A 19,430-nucleotide genomic window follows, 5' to 3' on the forward strand; every position below is an offset into this window, starting at 1 on the left:
CGTCATGGGCATCAAGGTTTTACTGGTCGAGGATGACCGCTCGTTGCGTGAAGCACTGGCTGATACGTTGCTGCTGGCCGGGCACGATTACCAGGCGGTCGGATGCGCTGAAGACGCGTTGACGGCGGTCACGCGCGAAGCGTTCAGTCTGGTGGTCAGTGACGTCAACATGCCAGGCATGGATGGTCATCAATTGCTCGCGCTGTTGCGTGCTCGCCAGCCACAATTGCCGGTGTTGCTGATGACCGCTCATGGCGCCGTCGAGCGCGCGGTCGATGCGATGCGCCAAGGCGCGGCGGATTATCTGGTCAAACCGTTCGAACCCAAGGCTTTGCTGGACCTGGTGGCGCGGCATGCACTGGGCACTATTGGCGCGAGCGAAAGCGAAGGCCCTATTGCTGTCGAGCCGGCCAGTACGCAACTTCTCGAATTGGCCGCACGAGTGGCGCGCAGCGATTCTACCGTGTTGATTTCCGGCGAGTCCGGTACTGGCAAGGAAGTGCTGGCGCGCTACATTCATCAGCAATCCCATCGTGCCAGCCAGCCGTTCATTGCGATCAACTGCGCGGCGATCCCGGACAACATGCTCGAGGCGACGCTGTTCGGTCACGAGAAGGGTTCGTTCACCGGTGCCATCGCGGCGCAGGCCGGCAAATTCGAACAGGCCGACGGCGGCACGCTGCTGCTCGACGAAATCTCGGAAATGCCCCTTGGCCTGCAAGCCAAACTGCTGCGCGTGTTGCAGGAGCGCGAGGTCGAGCGCGTCGGTGCGCGTAAACCGATTGCTCTGGATATACGCGTGGTCGCCACCACCAACCGCGATCTGGCCGGCGAAGTGGCGGCGGGGCGGTTCCGTGAAGATCTTTTTTACCGTCTGTCGGTTTTTCCTCTCGCTTGGCGTCCACTTCGCGAGCGCACTGCCGATATCTTGCCGCTGGCCGAAAGGTTGCTGGCCAAACACGTCAATAAAATGAAGCACGCCACAGCGAAACTCTCGCCTGAGGCGCAAGCGTGTCTGACGGCTTACCCGTGGCCGGGCAATGTGCGTGAGCTGGATAACGCCATTCAGCGTGCGCTGATCCTGCAGCAGGGTGGTTTGATTCAGCCGCAGGATTTCTGCCTGGCCGGTCCCGTGACGTACACCGCGATGCCCGTCAGCGCGCCGGTTTCTGCTGTGATTCGCGAAGTGGAAATCGAAGCGGATTCTGCCGGTGCACTGGGCGATGACCTGCGCCGCCGGGAGTTTCAGATGATTATCGACACCCTGCGCGCCGAGCGTGGACGACGCAAGGAAGCCGCAGAAAAGCTCGGTATCAGCCCGCGCACCCTGCGCTACAAACTGGCGCAAATGCGCGATGCCGGGATGGACGTCGAAGGTTATCTGTTCGCCACCTGAGACGTGCCGCAAAAAATTGAAAATGCTTTTCTGAAAGGGGTGTCCATGAGCTGGCACCCTTGTTGCTAATACCTGTGTACCCGCCGAGTGAGTGTCAAAAAATTGCGGGCCGCCCAAGAGAGTAGACCATGAGCCAAGGTATTGAATTTAATCGGTTGATGACAGACATGAAGGCCATGAAGCTGGATGCCATGTCTGCGCCGAAATCGACGACCGCTGTCCCTGAACTGGCGGGCAGCAGCTTTTCCGACATGCTCGGTCAGGCGATCAACAAGGTCAGCGATACCCAGCAGGCGTCGACTCAGTTGGCCAACGCATTTGAAGTGGGCAAGAGCGGCGTCGATCTGACGGACGTGATGATCGCTTCGCAAAAAGCCAGCGTGTCGTTCCAGGCTCTGACCCAGGTGCGCAACAAACTGGTTCAGGCTTATCAAGACATCATGCAGATGCCGGTTTAAGGACGAGATTGAGTCATGGCAGAAGCAGTCGCCGATAACGTTCCGGCCAAGGCCACCCCGATAGACGGCAAACCGCCGCTGTTCGGCCTGTCCTTCCTGGAAAACCTCTCCGAGATGACCATGCTGCGTCAGGTGGGCCTGTTGGTCGGCCTGGCTGCGAGCGTGGCGATTGGCTTTGCCGTGGTGCTGTGGTCGCAGCAGCCGGATTACCGCCCGTTGTACGGCAGCCTTGCCGGCATGGACGCCAAGCAGGTCATGGAAACCCTGGCCGCCGCCGACATTCCTTACAACGTCGAACCGAATTCCGGCGCCTTGCTGGTCAAGGCCGACGACCTGTCCCGTGCGCGGATGAAACTCGCTGCTGCTGGTGTCACTCCCAGCGACGGCAACATCGGTTTCGAAATCCTCGACAAGGAACAAGGTCTGGGCACCAGCCAGTTCATGGAGGCGACGCGTTACCGTCGTGGCCTTGAAGGTGAACTGGCGCGGACCATTTCCAGCCTGAACAACGTCAAGGGTGCCCGCGTGCACCTGGCGATTCCGAAGAGTTCGGTGTTCGTGCGTGATGAGCGCAAGCCAAGCGCCTCGGTCCTGGTCGAGTTGTATTCCGGTCGTTCGCTGGAGCCGGGTCAGGTGATTGCGATCATCAACCTGGTGGCGACTTCCGTTCCCGAGCTGAGCAAATCGCAGATCACCGTCGTCGATCAGAAGGGCAACCTGCTCTCCGATCAGGCGGAAAACTCCGAAATGACCATGGCCGGCAAGCAGTTCGACTACAGCCGTCGCATGGAAAGCATGCTCACCCAGCGCGTGCACAACATTCTGCAACCGGTGTTGGGCAACGATCGCTACAAGGCTGAAGTCTCGGCCGATATCGATTTCAATGCCGTCGAATCCACAGCCGAGCAGTTCAACCCGGATCAACCGGCGTTGCGCAGCGAGCAGTCGGTCAACGAACAACGTACCGCCAGCAATGGCCCGCAAGGTGTGCCGGGTGCCCTGAGCAACCAGCCGCCGTCGCCAGCCTCGGCACCGCAAACCACCGGTGGCGCCGCCGCGCCGGCCGCGATGGTGCAGCCAGGTCAGCCATTGGTCGATGCCAATGGTCAGCAGATCATGGATCCGGCCACCGGCCAGCCGATGCTCGCGCCGTACCCGGCGGACAAGCGTCAACAATCGACCAAGAACTTCGAACTCGACCGTTCCATCAGCCACACCAAACAGCAGCAGGGTCGCCTGAATCGTCTGTCGGTGTCGGTGGTGGTCGACGATCAGGTCAAGGTCAACGCGGCCAACGGCGAAACCACCCGTGCGCCGTGGAGCGCCGACGAATTGGCGCGCTTCACCCGTCTGGTCCAGGACGCCGTCGGTTTCGACGCCAGCCGTGGCGACAGCGTCAGCGTGATCAACATGCCGTTCTCCGCCGAGCGCGGCGAAGTGATTGCCGATATTCCGTTCTACTCCCAGCCATGGTTCTGGGACATCGTCAAACAAGTGCTGGGTGTGTTGTTCATTCTGGTGCTGGTGTTTGGTGTGCTGCGTCCGGTGCTCAACAACATCACCGGCGGCGGCAAAGGCAAGGAGCTGACCGGTCTTGGCAGCGACGTGGAACTCGGCGGGATGGGCGGCCTGGACGGCGAACTTTCCAACGACCGCGTGAGCCTCGGTGGTCCGCAGAGCATTCTGTTGCCGAGCCCAAGTGAGGGTTATGACGCGCAACTGAATGCAATCAAGAGTCTGGTGGCCGAGGATCCGGGTCGCGTGGCTCAGGTCGTGAAAGAGTGGATTAACGCAGATGAGTGATAACCGAGCCGCAACCGTCAAACTGAACAAGGTCGACAAAGCCGCGATTCTGCTGCTGTCCCTGGGTTCGACCGATGCCGCGCAAGTGCTGCGCCACATGGGCCCGAAAGAGGTTCAGCGCGTCGGCGTGGCCATGGCGCAGATGGGCAACGTCCATCGCGAGCAGGTCGAGCAGGTCATGAGCGAGTTCGTCGACATCGTCGGCGACCAGACCAGCCTCGGCGTCGGTTCCGACGACTACGTGCGCAAAATGCTCACCCAAGCCCTGGGTGAAGACAAGGCTAACGGCCTGATCGACCGCATCCTGCTCGGTGGCAACACCAGCGGCCTCGACAGCCTGAAATGGATGGAGCCGCGCGCCGTTGCCGACGTGATCCGTTACGAACACCCGCAGATCCAGGCGATCGTGGTCGCGTACCTCGACCCGGATCAGGCCGGTGAAGTGCTCGGCAACTTCGACCACAAGGTGCGTCTGGACATCATCCTGCGCGTGTCGTCGTTGAACACCGTGCAGCCAGCAGCACTGAAAGAGCTCAACCAGATTCTCGAGAAGCAGTTCTCCGGCAACTCGAATGCCTCGCGCACCACCCTGGGTGGCATCAAGCGTGCGGCGGACATCATGAACTTCCTCGACAGCTCGATCGAAGGCCAGCTCATGGACTCGATCCGCGAAGTCGACGAAGACCTGTCCGGTCAGATCGAAGACCTCATGTTCGTGTTCAACAACCTTGCCGATGTCGACGACCGTGGCATCCAGGCGTTGCTGCGCGAAGTGTCTTCCGACGTGCTGGTGCTGGCCCTCAAGGGTTCGGACGAAGGCGTCAAAGAGAAGATCTTCAAGAACATGTCCAAACGTGCCGCCGAACTGTTGCGCGACGATCTCGAGGCCAAGGGCCCGGTGCGCGTCAGCGACGTCGAAACCGCGCAGAAAGAAATCCTCACCATTGCCCGTCGTATGGCCGAAGCCGGCGAAATCGTACTCGGTGGCAAAGGTGGCGAGGAAATGATCTAAGCCCATGGACAAGCACGACGACGATGTGACGGATCTGATCCGTGCCCGCGATGTCCGTGGTTTCGAATCCTGGGCCATGCCCAGCTTCGACCCGCCGAAACCGGAACCCGAGCCCGAGCCGGAGCCCGAACCGCCGGAAATGGAAGAAGTGCCGCTGGAAGAAGTCCAGCCACTGACCCTGGAAGAACTCGAAAGCATCCGTCAGGAGGCTTACAACGAGGGCTTCGGCATCGGCGAAAAAGAAGGTTTTCACAGCGCCACGCTCAAGGTCCGTCAGGAAGCTGAAGTGGCGCTGGCGGCAAAACTTGCCAGCCTTGAGCAACTGATGGCGAACCTGTTCGAGCCGATCGCCGAGCAAGATACGCAGATCGAAAAGTCGCTGGTCGACCTCGTGCAACACATCACCAAACAGGTGATCAAGCGCGAGCTGGCCATCGATTCCAGCCAGATCGAACACGTCATGCGCGATGCGCTCAAGCTGTTGCCGCTGGGCGTCGACAACGTGCGCCTGTACGTCAATCCGCAGGATTTCGAGCAGGCCAAGGCCCTGCGCGAGCGTCATGAGGAAACCTGGCGCATCGTCGAGGACGAAGCGCTGCTGCCGGGCGGCTGCCGGGTTGAAACCGAGCACAGCCGCATCGATGCCAGCATTGAAACCCGCGTTGGTCAGGTCATGGACAAGCTGTTCGATCAGTTGCACGAACAGGCTTTGCACCCGGCTGAAGCGGATCTGAGCCTGGACATTCCAGAAGACGTAAAACCGGCGGCTGTCCCTGACGAGCCGCTCGCGGACAACCCCGATGCGCCTTGAACGCACCAGTTTCGCCAAGCGCCTGAGCACTTACGCTGAGGCCACCGAGATTGCCGGCGCGCCGATTCTTGAAGGTCGCCTGCTGCGCATGGTCGGCCTCACCCTCGAAGCCGAAGGCCTGCGCGCGGCCATGGGCACACGTTGCCTGGTGATCAATGACGACAGCTATCACCCGTCCCAGGTGGAAGCGGAAGTCATGGGGTTTTCCGGCAGCAAAGTCTTTCTGATGCCGGTCGGCAGCGTCGCCGGCATCGCCCCGGGTGCCCGTGTGGTGCCACTGGCTGATACCGGGCGTTTGCCGATGGGCATGAGCATGCTCGGTCGCGTGCTTGACGGCGCCGGCCGTGCGCTGGACGGCAAGGGCGGCATGAAAGCCGAAGACTGGGTGCCGATGGACGGCCCGACGATCAACCCGCTGAACCGTGACCCGATCAGCGTGCCGCTCGACGTCGGCATCCGTTGCATCAACGGTTTGCTGACGGTCGGGCGTGGCCAGCGTCTGGGTCTGTTTGCCGGTACCGGTGTCGGTAAATCGGTATTGCTGGGCATGATGACGCGCTTCACCGAGGCCGACATTATCGTCGTTGGTCTGATCGGTGAGCGGGGTCGGGAAGTTAAGGAATTCATCGAGCACAGCCTCGGTGAAGAAGGCCTCAAACGCTCCGTCGTGGTTGCCTCGCCAGCGGACGATGCGCCGCTGATGCGTCTGCGCGCAGCGATGTACTGCACGCGCATCGCCGAATATTTCCGCGACAAGGGCAAGAACGTCCTGTTGCTGATGGATTCGCTGACCCGTTTCGCTCAGGCGCAGCGGGAAATCGCCCTGGCAATCGGCGAGCCGCCGGCGACCAAGGGTTATCCGCCGTCGGTATTCGCCAAATTGCCGAAACTGGTTGAGCGTGCCGGTAACGCAGAGAAGGGCGGCGGTTCGATTACCGCGTTCTATACCGTGTTGTCCGAAGGCGATGATCAACAGGACCCGATTGCCGACTCGGCGCGAGGCGTGCTCGACGGCCACATCGTGCTGTCCCGGCGCTTGGCCGAAGAGGGGCACTATCCGGCCATCGATATCGAAGCGTCGATCAGCCGGGTGATGCCGGCGGTGGTCTCGCCGGAACACATGCAGCGCGCGCAATACTTCAAGCAGTTGTGGTCGCGCTATCAGCAGAGCCGCGATCTGATCAGCGTCGGTGCCTACGTTGCCGGTGGCGACCGCGAGACCGATCTGGCGATCTCCCTGCAACCGCAGTTGGTCCGGTATCAGCGTCAGGGCCTCAACGACAAAATCAACATGGGCGAAAGCCAGGCTTACCTCGAAACCCTGTTTGCCCCGGCGGCGGGCGGCTAACCGGTCATGGCCACTGTCAGTCGAGCCGCGCGTCTGGCGCCGGTGGTGGACATGGCCGAGCAGGCCGAGAAAACCGCCGTGCAACGCCTGGGCTATTTTCAGGGTCAGGTGAAGGTCGCCGAAAGCAAACTCGCCGACCTCAATGCCTTCCGTCTGGACTACTCCGAGCAATGGATCGTACGCGGCGCCACAGGCGTGACCGGCCAATGGCTGCTCGGTTTTCAGGGCTTTCTGGCGCAACTCGACACGGCGGTTGATCAGCAGCGGCAGAGCCTGGTCTGGCACCAGAACAAGCTCGAAAAGGCCCGTGAGGAATGGCAACAGGCGTTCGCCAAGGTCGAAGGGCTGCGCAAACTGGTGCAGCGTTATCGCGAAGAGGCGCAGCGCCTTGAAGACAAGCGCGAGCAGAAGTTGCTTGATGAACTGTCCCAGCGGTTACCGCGGCAGAATCCGTTCTAAAACGCACCGCCAGACCCTGTGGGAGCGAGCCTGCTCGCGAATGCATTCGGTCAGTTGACTCAATTGTTGACTGGCACGACGCCTTCGCGAGCAGGCTCGCTCCCACATTTGTTCCTGCGTTGCGCCTTGCTGCAACCCTGTCCAAGTGCTAAACCTTGTACAGGTTCGTCAATGACAAGGAAGCCAGTCAATGTCAGTCGTTACAGAAGTCTCTCCAGATGGTCAAAAACTGACGATTTTGGTCAAGGGTCGTTTTGATTTTGGTCGCCATCAGGAGTTTCGCGAGTCCTATGAGCGACTTCCCAAGAAGCCTGACTCCATCGTGGTCGATCTGAAAGAAGCCACCTACCTCGACAGCTCGGCACTGGGCATGCTGCTTCTGCTGCGGGATCACGCCGGCGGCGATAGCTCGGACGTGCGAGTAGTCAACAGCAGCTCCGACGTGCGCAAGATCCTCGCCATCTCCAATTTCGACAAACTCTTCGACATCACTTGACGGCCATGCAGGTGCAAGAGCCGCTGACGATCCTGATCGCCGAAGACAGCGCCGCCGATCGCTTATTGCTGTCGACCATCGTCCGCCGCCAGGGTCACGAAGTCCTGACGGCGGCCAATGGTGCCGAGGCGGTCGATCTGTTTCGTCGGCAACAACCCGATCTGGTCTTGATGGACGCGATGATGCCGGTCATGGACGGCTTTGAGGCCGCAAGGCAGATCAAGGCGTTGGCCGGTGAAACTCTTGTGCCGATCATCTTCCTGACGTCGCTGACCGAAAGCGAAGCGCTGGCCCGTTGTCTTGAAGCCGGTGGTGACGACTTTCTGGCGAAGCCTTACAACCAGGTGATCCTTGCCGCCAAAATCAAGGCGATGGATCGCTTGCGCCGTTTGCAGGCAACGGTTCTGCAACAGCGCGACCTGATCGCTAAACATCATGATTATCTGCTCAACGAACAGCGCGTGGCCAAAGCGGTGTTCGACAAGGTTGCGCACTCCGGCTGCCTGAGCGCGGCGAATATCCGTTATCTGCAATCACCGTATGCCTTGTTCAACGGTGATCTGCTACTGGCGGCCTACACGCCGGCGGGCGACATGCATGTGCTGTTGGGCGATTTCACCGGTCATGGCCTGCCAGCAGCGGTCGGGGCGATGCCCTTGGCCGAAGTGTTTTATGGCATGACCGCCAAGGGTTACGGCCTGGCGGAAACCCTGCGCGAAATGAACGCCAAGCTCAAACGCATCCTGCCGGTGGACATGTTCTGCTGCGCCACGTTGCTGTGCCTGAGTTTTCAGCGACGTTCAGTCGAAGTGTGGAACGGCGGCATGCCTGACGGTTATCTGCATCGGATCGCCAGCGGTGAGCGTGTACCGCTGGCAGCGCGGCACTTGCCACTGGGTGTGCTGAGTGCGCAGGCGTTCGACGACCGTACGGAAGTGCATCCGATGGCCGCTGGTGATCGGGTGTTCCTGTTGTCCGACGGCGTCATCGACACCAGTGATGCCAGTGATCAACTGTTCGGCGTCGAGCGCTTGCAGCAGGTGTTCGCCGCCAACCGCGAGCCGGATCGCTTGTTCGAGGACATCGAGCAGGCGCTGCGGGATTTTCGCGGCGAGGCGCGCGACGATGTCAGCATGGTTGAGGTCAGCCTGCTGGAACCGGCGCAGGTCAAGCCGTCGGCACCGGTGTACTCCGACAGCGGCCAGTCTTGTCCGCTGGACTGGTCGGTGAGCTTCGAATTCCGTGGCGCGACGCTAAAACGTTTCAATCCGTTGCCGTACCTGTTGCAGTTGCTGCTTGAGGTGCATGGGCTGCGGGCGCAGAGTGGTGCTTTGTACAGTGTGCTGGCCGAGTTGTATTCCAATGCGCTGGAGCATGGCGTGCTCGGTCTGGATTCCAGTCTCAAGCGCGATGCGGCGGGGTTCGCTCGCTACTACCAGCAGCGCAACGATCGGCTGGAGGCGCTGCAGGACGGTTTCGTGCGCGTGCATTTGCAGGTGCAGCCACAAGGCGAGGGCGGTTGTCTGGTGATTCGGGTTGAAGACAGCGGCAAGGGTTTTGATGTAGCGCGAGTCATGGAGCGACCGCTGGACGGAGTCCGTTTGTCGGGACGTGGCGTCAGTCTGGTCCGGCAATTGGGGCGCAACGCCAGTTGGTCGGACGAAGGTCGTAGTGCCCGCGTGGAGTTTTCCTGGGAGGTTGAGGCATAATCCGCGCAATTCTTGATCAAGGAGTGAGCAAGTGGCTGACACACATATTGATCGCGAGGCGCTGAGCGTACTGCGCGAAGTCATGGAGGAGGGTTATCCGGAGCTTCTGGATACCTTTCTGACGGATTCCGAAAGTCGCTTGGTTGTGCTGCAAAAAACAGCGGATGCCAAGGTGTTGTCGGAAGTGGCCCATAGCTTCAAGGGCAGCGCCAGCAATATGGGAGCTGTCCGCTTGGCGGCGCTCTGCCAGGAGCTGGAATCGGAAGCCAAAGATAAAAGCCCCTCGGAAATCGCCAGGCTGGTGGCTGACATCAGTGGCGAGTTCGCAGATGTCCGCCCGGTTTACGAAGATGAGCGACAGCACGCGTTGACTCACTGATCCCGCCGTCCGGCGCTTTTCTCAAGCGCCGGACAAAACTGGCCCGGCACTTGCAGCTATCTCCGCAACTGTACCTACGATCCCAGTGCAGCGGAGACCGTTTCATGCCTGCGACCCCCAACATCCTTCTTCAGAACGCCGCTCAGGCCAAGGCGCAAGCCGCCTCTGCGAAAACGTCGGCCATGGCCGTAGATACCGGGGATAAGGCCTCAAGCTTCGCAAAAGTGTTCGCCGATCAGGGACCGAGCAAGCCAGTCGCAAGCACCGATAATTCGCCCAAGGCGTCGCGCGACAAAGTCGCTGACAGCAGTGGCAAAAAGGATGTCGGCAAGGATCCGTCTGCCGCTGCGCAACCGGCGGTTGCCGATAGCGGCAACGACTTGCCTGCCGATAAAACCGCAGCTAGCGATGACACATCCGCCAGCAGCGACGACAGTACCAATACTGCCCAGACGCCAGTGGTTGATGCGGCACCGGTTGACCCGACACTTGATCCGGCATTGGCCGTCGCTGTGCAGCCGGTTGTCACCACGCCAGTGGTGCAAGCCCCGGCCGCCGTCCAGCCTGAAGCCGAAACCCCCGCGCTCGCCGTGTTGCCGGGAGTGGTCAAAGATCCGGCACCGACCACCGACAGCGATTTCGACCCTTCGGCCGATCCGCTCGACTCGCTACCGGCCGTGCGCATGGCGATGGAGCAGGGCGGGCACATCTCCGCTGCCAGCCAGGCGCAACCGAAAACGACGCCTGCTCAGGCTCAGGCCGACGGCGAATTGACTGCGGCACAGAACTTCGCCGCCGGCATGGCCAGCATGCTCGACGTGCAAGCCGACAAGGACAGCACCAGCCAGGGCGGCGAAAAAGCCTTCAGTGGTTTGATCGACGATGGCCTCAAAGATCTCAAGACGGCGACCAGCGATACGCGCGTGGATGACTTCGCCAACCGTCTGGCGGCATTGACTCAAGCCGCCACGCCGAAGACCGCGAACGCGGTGCCGGTGAATCAGCCGATCGCCATGCATCAGAGCGGCTGGACTGAAGAAGTGGTCAACCGCGTCATGTATCTGTCGAGCGCCAACCTCAAGGCGGCGGATATTCAGTTGCAACCGGCCGAACTGGGGCGCCTGGATATCCGCGTCAACATGGTCCCGGATCAGCAGACGCAAGTGACGTTCATGAGTGCGCACCCGAGCGTGCGTGAAGCGCTGGATGGTCAGATGCATCGCCTGCGCGACATGTTCAACCAGCAGGGCATGGGCCAGGTCGACGTCAATGTCTCCGACCAGAACCGTGGCTGGCAGGGGCAGCAAGGCCAGGAGCAGGCACAGCAGGGCCAGAGTGGTCGCACCAGCGCTGCCGGCGGTCGCCTCGACTCGGCGGATGAAGAGTTGGCGCCTGCCGCCATTGCTGAAGCCGCTGCTCAAACCACCAGCGTGATTGGCACCAGCGCCGTCGACTATTACGCCTGATCAAATCAATAGCCCCTCACCCTAGCCCTCTCCCAGAGGGAGAGGGGACTGATTGGGGGATATTGGAGATTTACACCGACTTGAAATAGCGTCTGTGAATCCATGATCGCCAAGACTTGATGGATGACTCCCTAATCGACTCGGTCTTTCAGGTCGACGTATCACGACAAAGCAACTCGGTCGGCTCCCTCTCCCTCCGGGAGACGGCTGGGGTGAGGGTGCCTTTGACTTTAGCGTTGTCTCCACCATCACTGACACTTCTGGCATAACACTTGCTCTTGCCTTGCCGTGCGACTGTGAAAACCCGATTAGTGACGGATTATTGGCATGGCGAAGAGCGAAACAGCAGCAGTGAAAGACCCCGCAACCAAAGGCAAACTCAAGCTGATCATTGTGATCGTGCTGGCGTTGCTATTGGCCATTGGCGCATCCGTGGGGGCGACCTGGTTCTTCATGCACAGTGCCCAGAGCAAGCCTGCCGAGGCCGCCGATGCAGCGCCCGTCGGCAAGCAGCCAGCGATTTTCGAGCCGATGGCGCCAGCCTTCGTTGCCAACTACAACCAGAACGGCCGTCAGCGCTACATGCAGGTGAGCATCACCATGCTGGCGCGTAATCAGGCCGATCTGGAAGCGCTCAAAGTGCACATGCCGGTGATCCGCAACAACCTGGTGATGCTCTTCTCCGGTCAGGATTTCGCCACCTTGGCGACCCCGGTCGGCCAGGAGATGTTGCGCCAGAAGGCCACAGCCAGCGTCCAGGAAGTGGCGCAGAAAGAGCTGGGCAAAGTGGTGATCGAACAGTTGCTTTTCACTAATTTCGTACTGCAGTAGGAACACGACATGGCCGTGCAGGATCTGCTGTCCCAGGATGAAATCGATGCGCTGTTGCATGGCGTCGACGATGGTCTGGTACAGACCGATAACGCTGCCGAACCCGGCAGTGTCAAAAGCTACGACCTGACCAGCCAGGATCGCATCGTCCGCGGACGCATGCCGACTCTGGAAATGATCAACGAGCGTTTTGCCCGTTACACCCGCATCAGCATGTTCAACATGCTGCGCCGCTCGGCGGACGTTGCCGTCGGTGGCGTACAGGTGATGAAGTTCGGCGAATACGTGCACTCGCTGTACGTACCGACCAGCCTCAACCTGGTCAAGATCAAACCGTTGCGCGGCACCGCGCTGTTCATCCTTGACGCCAAACTGGTGTTCAAACTGGTGGACAACTTCTTCGGCGGCGACGGTCGTCACGCCAAGATCGAGGGGCGTGAATTCACCCCGACCGAACTGCGCGTGGTGCGCATGGTGCTGGAGCAGGCCTTCGTCGATTTGAAGGAAGCCTGGCAGGCGATCATGGAAGTCAATTTCGAGTACATCAACTCGGAAGTGAACCCGGCCATGGCCAACATCGTCGGCCCGAGCGAAGCGATCGTGGTCTCCACGTTCCATATCGAACTCGACGGCGGTGGCGGCGATCTGCACGTGACCATGCCGTACTCGATGATCGAGCCGGTACGCGAAATGCTCGACGCCGGTTTCCAGTCGGACCTCGACGATCAGGACGAGCGCTGGGTCAACGCGCTGCGTCAGGACGTGCTCGATGTCGATGTGCCGATCGGTGCCACCGTGGCGCGCCGCCAGTTGAAGCTGCGCGACATCCTGCACATGCAGCCGGGCGATGTGATCCCGGTCGAGATGCCGGACGAAATGATCATGCGCGCCAACGGCGTGCCGGCCTTCAAGGTCAAGATGGGCTCGCACAAAGGCAACCTCGCGTTGCAGGTGATCGAGCCGATCGAGCGTCGCTGAAGCAGCGCTCAAATCCCCAAGCCTTTAACTGAATTTTTGCCCGCCGAGGACAAATGATGAACGATGATATGAACGCCCAGGACGATCAGGCACTGGCCGATGAATGGGCTGCGGCTCTGGAAGAAACCGGTGATGGTCAAGCTGACATCGACGCCCTGCTGGCCGCCGACGCAGCTGGCGGCTCGCGTCTGCCGATGGAAGAGTTCGGCAGCGTGCCGAAGAACAACGATCCGGTGACCCTCGACGGCCCGAACCTGGACGTGATCCTCGACATCCCGGTATCGATCTCGATGGAAGTGGGCAGCACCGACATCAACATCCGTAACCTGCTGCAACTGAACCAGGGTTCGGTGATCGAGCTTGATCGTTTGGCCGGCGAGCCGCTCGACGTGCTGGTCAACGGCACCCTGATCGCGCACGGCGAAGTGGTGGTGGTCAACGAGAAGTTCGGCATCCGCCTGACTGACGTGATCAGCCCAAGCGAACGCATCAAGAAGCTGCGCTGAGTGAAACGGTTTCTCTGGGCTCTGCTGGCATTGCCATTGAGCGTGCTGGCTGCCGAGCCGTCGACAGCCACGACAGTGCCTGCCGCCACCGCGCCGATGGTCACCAGCGGCGTGGCCGGGCAACTGACGCAACTGGTGTTTGGCCTGTTGCTGGTGCTAGGCGTGATCTTCTTCCTCGCCTGGCTGTTGCGCCGGGTGCAGCAGGCCGGGCCGGCAGGCAAGGGGCAAGTGATCGAGCTGATCGGCTCACGCGCACTGAGTCCGCGTGACCGCTTGCTGCTGGTGCAGGTCGGCAACGAGCAGATCCTGCTCGGTCTGAGCCCCGGCACCATCACCGCGCTGCACGTGCTCAAGGAACCGGTCGACGTGCCGGCGACCAGTGAAAAAGCGACCCCGGAATTTGCCCAGCATCTGCTGAAGATTCTCGGCAAGGATCAGAAGGATACGAAGTAATGGGTGCGCTACGCATCGTCTTGACGCTGGCCCTGATGCTGGCCGCGCCGCTGGCGTTCGCCGCCGATCCGTTGTCGATCCCGGCGATCACGCTGGGCACCAACGCCGATGGCGCGCAGGAGTATTCGGTCAGTCTGCAGATCCTGCTGATCATGACCGCGCTGAGCTTCATCCCGGCGGCCGTGATTCTGATGACCAGCTTCACCCGGATCATCATCGTCTTCTCGATCCTGCGTCAGGCCCTCGGCCTGCAACAGACGCCGTCGAACCAGATCCTCACCGGCATGGCGCTGTTCCTGACCCTGTTCATCATGGCCCCGGTGTTCGACCGGGTGAACAAGGACGCGCTGCAACCGTATCTGGCGGAAACCCTTACCGCCCAGCAAGCGGTGGAGAAGGCCCAGGTGCCGATCAAGGACTTCATGCTCGCGCAGACCCGCACCAGCGATCTCGAACTGTTCATGCGTTTGTCCAAGCGCACCGACATCGCCACCCCGGATCAGGCGCCGCTGACCATTCTGGTGCCGGCGTTCGTCACTTCCGAGCTTAAAACCGCGTTCCAGATCGGCTTCATGATCTTCATTCCGTTCCTGATCATCGACCTCGTCGTGGCCAGTGTGCTGATGGCGATGGGTATGATGATGCTCTCGCCGCTGATCATCTCGCTGCCGTTCAAGATCATGCTGTTCGTGCTGGTGGATGGCTGGGCGCTGATCATCGGCACCCTGGCCAGCAGTTTTGGAGGTGTCTCGCCATGACGCCGGAAGTTGCGGTCGATATCTTTCGTGAAGCCCTTTGGCTGACCACATTGATGGTCGCGATTCTGGTGGTACCGAGCCTGTTGGTCGGCTTGTTGGTGGCGATGTTTCAGGCCGCGACCCAGATCAACGAACAGACCCTGAGCTTCCTGCCGCGTCTGCTGGTGATGCTGGTGACGTTGATCATCGGTGGTCCGTGGATCGTGCAGACGTTCATGGAATACATCATCCAGTTGTACAAAAACATCCCGATGGTCATCGGCTAAGCCATGCAATCGCTGCTTCAGCTGACCGACACCCAGATCAGTACCTGGGTGGCCTCGTTCATGTTGCCGCTGTTTCGCGTGGCATCGATGCTGATGGTCATGCCGGTGTTCGGCACCACCCTGGTGTCGCGGCGGGTGCGCCTGTATTTCGCCGTGGCCATTACCGTGGCGATCGTGCCGAGCCTGCCGCCGATGCCGCCGGTCAGCCCGCTCGACCTGAGTGGCTTGATGCTGATTGCCGAGCAGATCCTGGTCGGTGCCGTGCTCGGGTTTTCCCTGCAGCTGTTTTTCCAGGCGTTTGCCGTGGCGGGGCAGATTGTCGCGATCCAGATGGGTATGGGCTTCGCCTCGATGGTCGACCCGGCCAACGGCGTTTCGGTGGCGGTGATCGGGCAGTTCTTCACTATGCTCGTCACGTTGCTGTTCCTGTCGATGAACGGCCATCTGGTGGTCTTCGAGGTGCTCACCGAGAGCTTCACCACGCTACCGGTCGGCAGCGGTCTGATGACTGCGCATTACTGGGAGCTGGCCGGCAAACTCGGCTGGGTCCTCGGTGCAGCGCTGTTGCTGGTATTGCCGGCAGTTACGGCGCTGCTGGTGGTCAACATCGCGTTTGGCGTGATGACCCGCGCCGCGCCGCAACTGAACATTTTTTCCATCGGTTTTCCGCTGACCTTGGTCCTCGGCCTGTTTATCGTCTGGGTTGGTCTGGCGGACATTCTCAATCAGTATCAGCCGCTGGCCACTGAAGCCTTGCAGCTGCTACGCGAACTGGCACGGGCGCGCTGAGTCATGGCAGAGAGCGAAAGCGGTCAGGACAAAACAGAAGACCCCACGGACAAACGCAAAAAAGATTCCCGTGAGAAGGGTGAGATTGCCCGTTCCAAAGAGCTCAACACCCTCGCCGTGATGATGGCCGGCGCCGGCGCGCTGCTGGTGTTCGGCGGCATGCTGGCCGAAGACCTGATGGAGCTGATGCGCCTGAACTTCACGCTCTCGCGCGAGGTGATCATGGATCAGGGCGCCATGGGCGCGTTTCTGTTGCAGTCCGGCCAGATGGCGCTGGTGGCGATCCAGCCGATCATGATCACCCTTTTGCTGGCCGCGCTGATCGGGCCGATATCTCTTGGTGGCTGGCTGTTTGCGGCGGGTTCCTTGGCCCCCAAGTTCAGCCGGATGAACCCGGCGGCGGGCCTCAAACGGATGTTTTCGTTCAAGGCTGTGGTCGAGCTGCTCAAGGCGCTGGCCAAGTTTCTGATTACCTTGGGTGTGGCGTTGGTGGTGTTGTCGGCGGACGTCGATGACTTGTTGCGTATCGCCCACGAGCCGCTGGAAATGGCGATCATTCACAGCGTCACGCTGGTGGGCTGGAGTACCTTGTGGCTGGCCTGCGGCCTGATCATCATTGCCGCCGTCGACGTGCCGGTGCAGCTCTGGGAAGCGCACAAGAAGCTGCTGATGACCAAGCAGGAAGTGCGCGACGAGCACAAGGACCAGGAAGGTCGCCCGGAAGTCAAACAGCGCATCCGCCAGACCCAGCGCGAAATGTCCCAGCGGAGGATGATGGCGGCGATTCCCGACGCCGACGTGGTCATCACCAACCCGACCCACTACGCCGTCGCGCTCAAGTACGACTCGGAGAAGGGCGGCGCGCCGATATTACTGGCCAAGGGCAGCGACTTCCTCGCGTTGAAAATCCGCGAAATCGCCGTCGCCAACAACGTCATGCTCCTCGAATCGCCGGGGCTGGCGCGTTCGATCTATTACTCCACCGAACTCGAGCAGGAAATCCCCGGCGGGCTGTATCTGGCGGTGGCTCAGGTACTGGCTTACGTCTACCAGATCCGCCAGTACCGCGCTGGCAAGGGCAAGCGCCCGGATCCGCTTAAGGATGATTTGCCGATTCCGCCGGATCTGCGTCGCGATTCCTGACGGTGCTTTGCAGCCATTGGTCTGAGATCTCCCTTCACTGTCAACTCTGACAGGTGTGCTTGCCGTGATTTTGCAGTTTGATGCAAGGTGGCGCCGCGAACCTGGTGCGGTCATGCGAGCGAGTGCAAGGGAGCACGACAATGAAAGGTATTTTCAGCAGTTATGATGAAAAAACCGGAAGCGGCACCATCACGCCGAAGCAATCGGGACGCTGTCTTTCGTTTGCCGAAGCCACGGGTTTTTTTCTGACCGCCAAAGAATACCGCTTCAGCATTCCATTGGCCGATGCCCGGCAGGCGAACGTCAAAGTGGGCGGCGAGGTCGAGTTCGAATTACCCAGGAGCAAGAATGGAAAAGTGAAAATTCTTCGGTATTGAGTAATCGATCGCAAAGCCGCTGAAAACGGGCGGCGGTTTTTTATGATCGTTCCCACGCGCAGCAAAGGAATGCAGCCCGGGACGCTCCGCGTCCCTTCCAAAGCCGAACGCGGAGCGGCCGTTGAGGCATTCCCACGCAGGAGCGTGGGAACGATCATCGCGTGTCGCTACTGCGGCAACTCCAGATTATCCATCACCCGATTCACCGCCAGCTCCCCGAGCATGATCAATTGCGCAATCCCCAACAGCGTCCTGCGCTGCGACGCGGGGTATGAGGTGGGCGAAGTCATGGGCGATGGTTCTGGTTGAGGCGAGCGTTTCGCTGGCATCGGCCAGCAGTTCCTCGTTTTTGAAGTCGGCGGTAACGGCGTACATTCGGCGGGTTTTGCGTGGCGGTGGCGGCTGTACGCGGGTGAACAGTCGGACGACGGTCTGGGTGAAGAAGTGATCTGTCCCCGATAACCAATGCTTACCGTTTGTCTGAAAAGCATATGCACCTGTCAACTCTGACAGTAGACGGCCCCGCTTCAAAAGGTTGTCATCGCTTCGGGGATATTCATAAAAGATCCCGATAGCAGCGCTTCAGTCCTACGGACGTGAGTTCGCGGGATAGGCGAATCATCAAGCAGAGGACGCGAGCATGACAGATATACCGGGTAGAAAGCTGCAAGGCATGGAGGTCGAGTTCGTTTCAGGGGAAATGAAAGAGTGTCCTGATGATCGCTCGATCGGTTATACCGTGACGTTCAAACTGTTCCTTGATTTCACCCATTTCAAGCAAATGGCCCACCTCTACAGTGCAAACTTCTTTGACGTAACGACCAATGCAGTGCGGCCGCAAGTGAAGGGCCTGGCAGCTCACCTCCATTACGAGGTCATTGGGCCCGCTGCCGGGAAAATCGTGAATAACGCGACGTTTTTCGAACTCTTTACCGACCCGGCTAACTATCTGGATGGCTGGATCAACCATGATATGGAGTGGCGCTACGCCAAACCCGTGTTTGAGTCCAGAGTCGATCACTTGCTGATCACTGCGCAGCAATATTTTCGCTGGGAAGACCCGGGCCGCCAGATCAGGATTGAAGATCTTCCCATCATCCCGTTCGATTGGGCGATTACTCTGATAGAGCAGCGTTTCAGAGGATCCTGGTGGTGGCCGTGGCGCAGGACGCCTGTATCGATAGTGACCTTTATGTACACGCAGGAAGAGGTTGTCGAAATCGAAGGTACGTTATTGCTCAAGGGCGGACGCTACTTGAAAGGCAACACTCTCAGCTTCGGACCCATTGCGCCTGAGCAGGTATTAACGGCGTAGGTCTTTGTCCAGCGAAAAGCCCGCCGTCCCGGTTGATACGGGACGGCGGGCTTTTCTGTCTTGATCGTTCCCACGCGCAGCAAAGGAATGCAGCCCGGGACGCTCCGCGTCCCTTCAGAGCCGAACGCGGAGCGCCCGTTGAGGCATCCCCGCGCAGGAACGTGGGAACGATCTGATCGGGGGAGGCGCTACTGCGGCAACTCCAGATTATCCATCACCCGATTCACCGCCAACTCCCCCAGCATGATCAGTTGCGCAATCCCCAGCAGCGTCCTGCGCTGCGACGCGGGGATGAGATGAGCAAAGTCATGGGCGATGGTTCTGGCGGAGGCGAGTGTTTCGCTGGCATCGGCCAGCAGTTCCTCGTTTTTGAAGTCGGCGGTGACGGCGTACATCCGGCGGGTTTTACGCGGTGGTGGGGTGGAGCCAGGTGGGCAGAGGTAGTGATCGAGGGCGCGGTCGGCGGCTTCGTGGAGTTTTTTTGAATCGAGGGATTCGTAGGGGGAGGTGGGGTCGGTTTCGGGTGGGTTGGGTGTTGGTTTGATCATGGTGAGACTCCTTTGAAGTGGAGCCGCTACAACCTGTCGCTAAACAGGAGGGGTGGCGGCTGTACGCAGGTTAGCGAACCGGTCAAAGGCACCCGGCAGACCCGAAGGTCTCCCGCATACAGCCACCAT

Annotated in this window: 22 protein-coding genes and 1 pseudogene; 21 read left to right on the forward strand and 2 right to left on the reverse strand. The window is 60.2% G+C overall.

From position 1 onward, the window contains the following. Window positions 1–4 precede the first annotated feature (4 nt). The 20 genes from CCX46_RS08030 (at window position 5) to CCX46_RS08125 (ending at window position 17,438) form a co-directional block, all read left to right on the forward strand. Window positions 5–1,396 carry a sigma-54-dependent transcriptional regulator gene (locus CCX46_RS08030; protein WP_127930368.1) on the forward strand — a complete coding sequence of 464 codons (1,392 nt, stop codon included), beginning with the start codon at window positions 5–7 and terminating at the stop codon, window positions 1,394–1,396. A 128-nt stretch (window positions 1,397–1,524) separates the two neighbouring features. Further along, on the forward strand, window positions 1,525–1,854 hold the full coding sequence (gene fliE, locus CCX46_RS08035; protein ID WP_123452716.1) for a flagellar hook-basal body complex protein FliE: 330 nt from the start codon (window positions 1,525–1,527) through the stop codon (window positions 1,852–1,854). 15 nt (window positions 1,855–1,869) lie between these two features. Then, on the forward strand, window positions 1,870–3,657 hold the full coding sequence (gene fliF, locus CCX46_RS08040) for a flagellar basal-body MS-ring/collar protein FliF (RefSeq protein ID WP_127926312.1): 1,788 nt from the start codon (window positions 1,870–1,872) through the stop codon (window positions 3,655–3,657). Then, entirely contained in the window at window positions 3,650–4,669 is a 1,020-nt protein-coding gene (gene fliG, locus CCX46_RS08045; RefSeq protein WP_007920042.1) for a flagellar motor switch protein FliG, read from the forward strand. Before fliF ends, fliG begins: the two co-directional genes overlap by 8 nt. 4 nt (window positions 4,670–4,673) lie before the next feature. Continuing rightward, a complete protein-coding gene (fliH, locus tag CCX46_RS08050) occupies window positions 4,674–5,480 on the forward strand; it encodes a flagellar assembly protein FliH (RefSeq protein WP_127926313.1) in 807 nt (268 codons plus the stop codon). After that, complete coding sequence (gene fliI / locus CCX46_RS08055; protein ID WP_064119534.1) at window positions 5,470–6,828, forward strand: flagellar protein export ATPase FliI; 1,359 nt, start codon at window positions 5,470–5,472, stop codon at window positions 6,826–6,828. Before fliH ends, fliI begins: the two co-directional genes overlap by 11 nt. A gap of 6 nt (window positions 6,829–6,834) precedes the next feature. After that, on the forward strand, window positions 6,835–7,287 hold the full coding sequence (gene fliJ, locus CCX46_RS08060; RefSeq protein WP_127926314.1) for a flagellar export protein FliJ: 453 nt from the start codon (window positions 6,835–6,837) through the stop codon (window positions 7,285–7,287). A 190-nt stretch (window positions 7,288–7,477) separates the two neighbouring features. Further along, window positions 7,478–7,783: an STAS domain-containing protein gene (locus tag CCX46_RS08065; protein ID WP_127926315.1), complete on the forward strand. Its 306-nt coding sequence runs from the start codon at window positions 7,478–7,480 to the stop codon at window positions 7,781–7,783. A 5-nt stretch (window positions 7,784–7,788) separates the two neighbouring features. Beyond that, window positions 7,789–9,492: an ATP-binding SpoIIE family protein phosphatase gene (locus tag CCX46_RS08070; protein ID WP_127926316.1), complete on the forward strand. Its 1,704-nt coding sequence runs from the start codon at window positions 7,789–7,791 to the stop codon at window positions 9,490–9,492. A 31-nt stretch (window positions 9,493–9,523) separates the two neighbouring features. Next, entirely contained in the window at window positions 9,524–9,871 is a 348-nt protein-coding gene (locus CCX46_RS08075) for an Hpt domain-containing protein (RefSeq protein ID WP_127926317.1), read from the forward strand. Window positions 9,872–9,975: 104 nt separating this feature from the next. Next, window positions 9,976–11,337: a flagellar hook-length control protein FliK gene (locus CCX46_RS08080; protein ID WP_127926318.1), complete on the forward strand. Its 1,362-nt coding sequence runs from the start codon at window positions 9,976–9,978 to the stop codon at window positions 11,335–11,337. A gap of 327 nt (window positions 11,338–11,664) precedes the next feature. Then, entirely contained in the window at window positions 11,665–12,168 is a 504-nt protein-coding gene (gene fliL / locus CCX46_RS08085) for a flagellar basal body-associated protein FliL (protein WP_007920033.1), read from the forward strand. A 9-nt stretch (window positions 12,169–12,177) separates the two neighbouring features. Continuing rightward, window positions 12,178–13,146, forward strand: coding sequence for a flagellar motor switch protein FliM (fliM, locus tag CCX46_RS08090; protein WP_007920032.1), 969 nt, complete (start codon window positions 12,178–12,180; stop codon window positions 13,144–13,146). Between the two features lie 56 nt (window positions 13,147–13,202). Further along, window positions 13,203–13,652 (forward strand): flagellar motor switch protein FliN, encoded by a 450-nt coding sequence (gene fliN, locus CCX46_RS08095; protein ID WP_095122682.1) that lies wholly within the window; start codon window positions 13,203–13,205, stop codon window positions 13,650–13,652. Continuing rightward, window positions 13,653–14,105, forward strand: coding sequence for a flagellar biosynthetic protein FliO (gene fliO, locus CCX46_RS08100; protein ID WP_127926319.1), 453 nt, complete (start codon window positions 13,653–13,655; stop codon window positions 14,103–14,105). It abuts the gene before it with no gap. Beyond that, window positions 14,105–14,863 carry a flagellar type III secretion system pore protein FliP gene (gene fliP / locus CCX46_RS08105; RefSeq protein WP_095122677.1) on the forward strand — a complete coding sequence of 253 codons (759 nt, stop codon included), beginning with the start codon at window positions 14,105–14,107 and terminating at the stop codon, window positions 14,861–14,863. Before fliO ends, fliP begins: the two co-directional genes overlap by 1 nt. Further along, on the forward strand, window positions 14,860–15,129 hold the full coding sequence (gene fliQ, locus CCX46_RS08110) for a flagellar biosynthesis protein FliQ (RefSeq protein ID WP_038363854.1): 270 nt from the start codon (window positions 14,860–14,862) through the stop codon (window positions 15,127–15,129). The genes fliP and fliQ overlap by 4 nt, the downstream gene beginning before the upstream one ends. A 3-nt stretch (window positions 15,130–15,132) precedes the next feature. Further along, window positions 15,133–15,918 (forward strand): flagellar biosynthetic protein FliR, encoded by a 786-nt coding sequence (gene fliR / locus CCX46_RS08115; RefSeq protein ID WP_127926320.1) that lies wholly within the window; start codon window positions 15,133–15,135, stop codon window positions 15,916–15,918. A 3-nt stretch (window positions 15,919–15,921) separates the two neighbouring features. Continuing rightward, the gene (flhB, locus tag CCX46_RS08120) at window positions 15,922–17,061 is read left to right on the forward strand and encodes a flagellar biosynthesis protein FlhB (protein WP_127926321.1); all 1,140 of its coding nucleotides are present in this window, start codon (window positions 15,922–15,924) and stop codon (window positions 17,059–17,061) included. A gap of 140 nt (window positions 17,062–17,201) precedes the next feature. After that, a complete protein-coding gene (locus CCX46_RS08125) occupies window positions 17,202–17,438 on the forward strand; it encodes a hypothetical protein (protein WP_127926322.1) in 237 nt (78 codons plus the stop codon). A 167-nt stretch (window positions 17,439–17,605) separates the two neighbouring features. Here the strand turns inward: CCX46_RS08125 and CCX46_RS08130 are convergent. Next, window positions 17,606–17,837, reverse strand: a pseudogene (locus CCX46_RS08130) (DUF6124 family protein); the annotation flags it as partial. A 241-nt stretch (window positions 17,838–18,078) separates the two neighbouring features. Between CCX46_RS08130 and CCX46_RS08135 the strand changes: the two are divergent. Further along, window positions 18,079–18,753 carry a hypothetical protein gene (locus tag CCX46_RS08135; RefSeq protein WP_127926323.1) on the forward strand — a complete coding sequence of 225 codons (675 nt, stop codon included), beginning with the start codon at window positions 18,079–18,081 and terminating at the stop codon, window positions 18,751–18,753. 188 nt (window positions 18,754–18,941) lie between these two features. On the opposite strand, the gene CCX46_RS08140 is transcribed toward CCX46_RS08135, so the two are convergent. After that, complete coding sequence (locus tag CCX46_RS08140; RefSeq protein ID WP_102900463.1) at window positions 18,942–19,301, reverse strand: DUF6124 family protein; 360 nt, start codon at window positions 19,299–19,301, stop codon at window positions 18,942–18,944. Between the last annotated feature and the right edge of the window lie 129 nt (window positions 19,302–19,430).

This window comes from Pseudomonas sp. RU47, assembly GCF_004011755.1.
Taxonomy (GTDB): Bacteria; Pseudomonadota; Gammaproteobacteria; order Pseudomonadales; family Pseudomonadaceae; genus Aquipseudomonas.